Annotated in this window: 5 protein-coding genes; all 5 read right to left on the bottom strand. The window is 69.1% G+C overall.

Annotation, left to right across the window (positions count from 1 at the left end):
• Positions 1-365, bottom strand: a 365-nt coding sequence (locus tag JaAD80_RS28400; protein ID WP_146012588.1) for a LytTR family DNA-binding domain-containing protein, incomplete at its 3' end; no start/stop codon positions are given.
• Entirely contained in the window at positions 362-1,423 is a 1,062-nt protein-coding gene (locus tag JaAD80_RS28395; protein ID WP_102299515.1) for a sensor histidine kinase, read from the bottom strand. The genes JaAD80_RS28400 and JaAD80_RS28395, both read right to left, overlap by 4 nt.
• A gap of 9 nt (positions 1,424-1,432) precedes the next feature.
• Complete coding sequence (locus JaAD80_RS28390; protein WP_102299513.1) at positions 1,433-2,305, bottom strand: alpha/beta fold hydrolase; 873 nt, start codon at positions 2,303-2,305, stop codon at positions 1,433-1,435.
• 90 nt (positions 2,306-2,395) lie between these two features.
• A complete protein-coding gene (locus tag JaAD80_RS28385; RefSeq protein ID WP_102299511.1) occupies positions 2,396-3,316 on the bottom strand; it encodes a phytanoyl-CoA dioxygenase family protein in 921 nt (306 codons plus the stop codon).
• Positions 3,317-3,342: 26 nt separating this feature from the next.
• Positions 3,343-3,451, bottom strand: a 109-nt coding sequence (locus JaAD80_RS28380) for a helix-turn-helix domain-containing protein (RefSeq protein WP_146012587.1), incomplete at its 5' end; no start/stop codon positions are given.

The following is a 3,451-nucleotide window of genomic DNA, read 5'->3' as shown; positions in this document are numbered from 1 at the left end:
CGCACCCGCGCGCCGGCACGCGCCAGCGCCGTCGCCAGGCGCGCCGCCCGCACGGGTTTTTGCAGGTAGTCGAGGGCGCTCACTTCGAACGCCTGCAGCGCGTACTGGTCGAAGGCCGTGCAAAAGATCACGTCGGGCGCATCGTCCAGGGCCGCCAGCAAATCGAAGCCGGAGGCGCCCGGCATCTGCACGTCGAGCAGCAGCAGGTCGGGCCGCAGCCGGCCGATCTGCGACATCGCTTCCGCCGCGCTGGCCGCTTCGCCGACGATTTCCACCTGCGGATGCGCGGCCAGCAGGCGCCGCAGCTCGGCGCGCGCCAGGCGCTCGTCGTCCACCAGCAGCACGGTGAGGGGGCACGCGCTCATGGCAGCTCCGGGAACCGCATCGTGGCATGCACCCAGCCAGCCTGTTCGCGCAGTTCCAGGCTGGCGCTGTCGCCGCCCAGCAGCCGCAAGCGCTGGCGCGCGTTGCGCAGGCCGATGCAGGTCGAGCCGGCAGCGCTGCGCAAGGCACCCGTATTGGCGACATCGATGTGCAGCATGGCCGCGCCGCCGTCTTGCACCTGCTGCTCCCGTTGCACGGTGATGCGGATATCGCTGCCGTCGGCATGTGCTTCGGCGCCATACTTGACGGCGTTTTCCACCAGCGTCTGCAAGGCCATGGGCGGCACGCGCAGATGGTCCAGGCCGGGGGCGATAGCGTAGGTGACGCGCAGGCGCTCCTCGAAGCGGCTCTGTTCGATGGACAGGTAGGCGCGCACGGCATCGAGTTCGGCCGCCAGCGGCACCGTCGCGTGCGTGCCCGCCTGCAGCGCGTGGCGCATCAGTTCCGCCAGCTGGTCGATCATGTGCGCGGCCGCTTCGCGGTCTTCGTAGATCAGCGCGCGCACGCTATTGAGGCTGTTGAAGAAAAAATGCGGATTGACCTGCGCCTGCAGGGCGCGCAGCTGGGCATCCTTGGCGAGCACTTCCAGGCGCAGCGCTTCCGCTTCGAAGCGGTTGGCGCGGCGCAGCGACTGCACCATCGCGTACAGCACGGTCCAGACGAGGAAGATGCCGGTCCACGAAGCCAGCGCCGAAGGCAGCCAGTCGACGCCGCGCATGCTGCCAAAGGGCCGCAGCACAAAATAGCCGAGCGCCACGAGGGCCGATTGCAGCGCGCCCAGTGCCAGCACGCCAGGGATGATGCGCTTCCAGTCGGCCTGCCGGCCCACCCAGCCGTGGCGGCGCAGCCAGCGCCGCCACGCGATGGACAGCGCCAGGCCGCTGGCGGCGCCCCAGAAACTGGTGCCGGCGATGGCCCAGCTCATGCCGTTGAAGCTGAGGCTTTGCAAGGTCAGCAGGCCGATCGCGCTCCAGCCGGCCAGCTGGAAGGTCCAGTACCAGTGGATTCTAGCCAGCAGGGGCGGACGTTCGGGCGGCATGGGCATGGCCTAGCGCAGGAACTGTTCGATGCGCCCGAACATCCAGTCGGGCTGGTCGTACATGATGAAGTGGCGCGCCGTGTCGGCCATTTCCACGCGCGCTCCCGGCAGTTGCGCATACTGGCTGCGGAACGTCTGTTCGATGGCCGCACGCGGCGCGAAATCCTTGTAGGCGATCCAGGTGCCCAGTACCAGGGTGGGCGAGGCGATGCGCGCCACGTCCTGGCGCAGGTCGCTGGCCATCAGGGTGCCCATGGCATTGATCACGGTATCCTTGTCGGAGCGCTGGCCCCAGCCGATGATGCGCTCCACGTCGGCTGGCGCGGTGGCCATGCCGGCCACGCTGCGGCGCTGGCTGGCGCTGGCCGTCGCCGCGTCCTGCGCCCGCATGGCCGTTTGCATCTGCTGCGACATGGCTTGCAGCTGTTCTTTGGTGATGCTCGGCAGCTGCGTCGCGCCCAGCGCCGGCAGCGCGTCGACGATCACCAGCTTGCCCGTATGTTCAGGATGGTCGATGGCCATTTTCAGGGCCAGGAAGCCGCCCAGGCTATGCCCGATGATGGCCGGCTGGCGCAGTTTTTGCGCCGCGATGTAGCCGGCCAACTGTGCTTCGGCTTGCGCCAGCATGTCGCCATCGACGGGGGCCACGCCGGCAAAGCCGGCCAGCGTCAGCACATGGCACTGGCGGCCGGCCTGCGGCCCGCACAGGCGCGCCACCGTCGATTGCCAGACTGCGCCCGACGATGCCAGGCCGGGGATCAGGATGACGGGGCTGCCCTGGCCCGTCACCTCGACCGTGAATGCCGTCGGCGCGGCGGCCTGGCTGGCGCCTGCCAGCAGCAGGGCGGTAAATAGGCTGAATGTGTGCAATGTGCGTTTCATGGGTGTTTCCTCCTTGACCACCATGCTAGCGGCGGCGCCGGCACGCCGCCAGCGCCACGGGATGAACGGCGGCAGGAAAGGATGAGCGGCTCAGAAAAACTCCGCGTGGTCCGGGCACAGCTCGGGCAGGTAAGTCAGGTACTGCACCATGCGCGGCGCCGGGCCATGGTTGGGCGTGGCGCAGTGGGGCAGGGCCTGGTGCCAGATGATGAAGTCGCCCGCCTGGCCTTCGACGGGCACCGCCTGCAGCTGCGCCGTGGCCCATGCGCGCGGCGGCTGGTCCTGCGGCACGCCCCGCAGCCAGTCGACCATGCGGTGCTGGAAGCCTGGCACGCAGTGGAAGGCGCCGTGCCGCGCCGGGCAGTCGCTCAGGTACAGCATGCCCTGCAGCTTGAACGGGATCGGCTGTTTCAGGCTGACGTCCCAGTGCAGGGCGCTGCCGGCGAAACCGTGCTGCGGCGTTTGCGGCGGATTGAAGCTGACCTTGTCGATGCTGGGATAGATGCGCGTGCCGTGGCCATACAGCTGCTGGTAGGCGTGGCGGATGGTCGCGCAGTGGCGGTTTTCCTCGAGCGCCGGATGGTCGGAAAACTGCAGCATCAAGCCCCGCTTGCCCGGGTGCGGCTGGTACCACGAGGCCGGCGCGTCGGCGCTGGCGCCCAGGTAGTCCCAGATGGCTTGCCGGGCCGCCGCGCATTGCGCGCGCGGCACCACGCCGCGCAGCACCAGGTAGCCATTGTCGTCCCAGAAGCGCAGGTCGGCCTCGCTCAGCACGTCCTCGTGCGGGGTGGCGGCATGCGGCGGACGGAGGCGCGTGCGCGCGGCGATCCAGGCGATAAAAGCGTCCAGCGTCGGCCGCTGCTGATACAGGAAGTGCAGCGCGTCTTCCATCGAGATGCCGCGCGCGTACAGCGCCTGGATATCGCGGTTGTCGCGCGACAGGCCGCTGGCCGCCGTGCCGGCTTGCGTGCAGCGCTGCCACAACTGGTGCAAATGAAACGTATCGTCCATGGTGTTGATCGCAAGGGTGGAAAAAGTCAGCCGCTGCGCAGGCGGCGCCACAAGGTCGTGCGGCTGATGCCCAGGTAGCTGGCGGCCGCATCGCGGCGCCCGCCGAAGCGCGCCAGCACGGCGCTGGCGCTTTCT

Origin of the sequence: Janthinobacterium sp. AD80 (assembly GCF_002878455.1) — a bacterium.
GTDB lineage: Bacteria > Pseudomonadota > Gammaproteobacteria > Burkholderiales > Burkholderiaceae_D > Janthinobacterium.
This window is presented reverse-complemented; position numbering and strand designations above follow the sequence as displayed.

Bases quoted from the DNA above. Each gene is read 5' to 3' on its own strand.
- JaAD80_RS28395 (WP_102299515.1), bottom strand. From the start codon at position 1,423: ATGCCGCCCGAACGTCCGCCCCTGCTGGCTAGAATCCACTGGTACTGG.
- JaAD80_RS28390 (WP_102299513.1), bottom strand. From the start codon at position 2,305: ATGAAACGCACATTGCACACATTCAGCCTATTTACCGCCCTGCTGCTG.
- JaAD80_RS28385 (WP_102299511.1), bottom strand. From the start codon at position 3,316: ATGGACGATACGTTTCATTTGCACCAGTTGTGGCAGCGCTGCACGCAA.